Genomic DNA, 2,395 nt, shown 5'->3' with positions numbered 1-2,395 from the left:
GAGATCCAGCACATCGACCACCGGCAGGCGTGGCTTCTGTGGCCAGTTCCCCGAACGCTCTGCTCCTACGGACAACAGCATGACCGGCACTTCGTTCTCGGCCAGTGCGAACTCGCGGTGCACCGCTTCGGCGTCGAAGCCGATCATCGGTGTCGAACCCAGGCCCAGCGAGCGGGCCGCATAGATAATCGCCGCCGCACCGAAGGTGCCGGTGCGTACGGCCTCGTCGCGCTGGCGCTGCGGGTAATCCATGTACAGATCGCGTGCGGGGATTTCCCACTCTTGCACCATGCTTGCCGGCATGACGCCCGCTTCCACCAACGGAGCCAGGCGTTCCGGTATTACGCTGGAGTCGGCCAACTGACCGATGATGATGAGGGTAACGGCCGCTTCGGTGATCGGAGGCTGGTTCCAGGCGATCGGACTCAGCCGGGCCTTGGCTTCAGGCGTACGCACGGCGATGAAGCGCCAGTTCTGCATGTGGAAGGATGTCGGCGCGCTGGTGCCGATTCGCACCAGCTCGCGGATTTGATCGTCGCTCAAGGTGGCCGCCGGGTCGTAATACTTGGCGGCGCTGCGGCTCAAAATGGTTTCGATGACCGCGTTAGTCATGGTGGTTCCGCTGGTCTTACGGCTCATGGTGCGCCCCTTTCATCAGGTGGTTAGGAGCCTCAACTGTAGGCCCACCGGATGTCGATTTCGAGACTACATTTGCTCAATAAAATGCCCAAAAGGATCAAAACAACGAGGCGATCTATCCTCCACCTTTGGTGCGGCATTGAAGCGCGACGTTTGCGGTACGGTTCCCGGATGGGGTCATGCAGCAGCGGTACTCGCACATGACGTACGAGGCCCGCACCCCGCGCGGTGATTGCCACCGCCGGTGATCAGGCTGCGAGTTGCAGCGCTGCCGCGCCGAAATGCGGATGCCGCGAAAAGATCTCGGCAGCCCAGTTCACGAACACGCGCACCTTGGCCGACAGGTGCCGGTTCTGCGGATACATCGCCGAGATCGGCAGTTCGTCGGTCTGCCACTCCGCCATGATTTCCACCAGCCGGCCACTATGGATATACGGCTCGGCCATGGCGCGCGAAATGCGGGCGATGCCATGACCTTCGAGCGCGCATCCCAGATACACTTCGCCATCGTTGGTCGAGATCACCGAAGGCAGCAGCACTTCGCTGCGTTCGCCGCCACGGATCAACGGCCACGGCGTCGCACGTCCGGTGCGGTTCGACAGGAAGTTCACGGCCTTGTGCTGCGCCAATTCCGTGAGATCGTGAGGCGTGCCGAAGCGGCGCAGATAGATCGGCGACGCATAGAAGGCCAGCCTCAGCCGGCCGATGCGACGCGCCACCATCGATTCCTCGAGCGCACCCACGCGCAGCACCACGTCCACGCCTTCCTTGAGCAGGTCGATCGGCTTGCCGTTGATGGTCAGTTCGAGTCTTAGTTCGGGATACGCATTGACGAAGTCGTGCAGCTGCGGCATCAACACCATTTTCGCGAGCCCGTTCGTGGTGTCCACCGCCAGCGTGCCGCGCGGCGAGCTGTTCTGGTGCGTCAGCATCTGCTCTGCTTCCTCGACGTCTGCGAGGATGCGTACGCAGCGTTCGTAATAGGCAGCGCCATCGGTGGTCACGCTGATGCGGCGCGTGGTCCGGTGCAGCAGTTTGATGGCCAGATGAGTCTCCAGCTTCTGGATCAAGCGGGTGAGCGTGGCCTTTGGCAGGTCGAGCGACTCCGCCGCGCCCGAGAAGCTGCCGACATCCACCACCCGAGTGAATGCCTGCATTGAGACTAGACGATCCATGGTGAAAGCCTTCGAAAGGAGTAAGAAGCCGCGCATGAGCGCGTGCGACCTCCCAGCGGAACCGATCAGTACATACGAAGAGCCCGGACACATTCCCAAGAAACTTGCCTTGGTGCCTCCGGGCCTTGGTGCTACGTTCGCATTAAATGACACCTTCGCCCTTCGGAAAAGGGCGATGCGACCGTGTTAGTTCAGATCGATCCAGCCGGCGTAACGGCGGGAAAGTCCTTCTCGGGATCGAACACGTTATTGAAGAAATTCGTCAGGGAGTACATGGCCACCAGCGCGACGATCTCCATGACGTTCGCATCCGTGTAGCCGGCATCGCGCACAGCTTTCAGATCGGCATCACTAACCTGGCCGCGAGTCTCGATGACTTTGCGCGCAAACTGGAGGGCGGCGTCGCGCTTCGAGTCGCTGGCGTGACCCTTCCGAGCAAGGATGATTTCCTCGGTCGACAGCTTGGCCATATGCTCGGCCGTAAAGCTGTGCACTGTCAGGCAGTAATTACAGCCATTCACTTCGGAGACGGCGAGGCCGATGCCGTCACGCGTCTTCACGTCGAGCGCCTTGCTCAAGGC

Annotated in this window: 3 protein-coding genes; all 3 read right to left on the bottom strand. The window is 61.3% G+C overall.

The window, feature by feature from the left end:
* Positions 1 to 639, bottom strand: a 639-nt coding sequence (locus BLR29_RS31800) for a nitroreductase family protein (RefSeq protein WP_255371554.1), incomplete at its 3' end; no start/stop codon positions are given.
* A gap of 248 nt (positions 640 to 887) precedes the next feature.
* Positions 888 to 1,814 carry a LysR family transcriptional regulator gene (locus tag BLR29_RS31795; protein WP_092144090.1) on the bottom strand — a complete coding sequence of 309 codons (927 nt, stop codon included), beginning with the start codon at positions 1,812 to 1,814 and terminating at the stop codon, positions 888 to 890.
* Positions 1,815 to 2,005: 191 nt separating this feature from the next.
* Positions 2,006 to 2,395: carboxymuconolactone decarboxylase family protein (locus BLR29_RS31790; protein WP_092144087.1), on the bottom strand; the 390-nt coding region annotated here is incomplete at its 5' end.

Source organism: Cupriavidus sp. YR651, from assembly GCF_900101625.1.
Classification (GTDB): domain Bacteria; phylum Pseudomonadota; class Gammaproteobacteria; order Burkholderiales; family Burkholderiaceae; genus Cupriavidus.
Note: the sequence above shows the minus strand (reverse complement) of the source record. Positions and strands in the feature narration are given on the sequence as shown.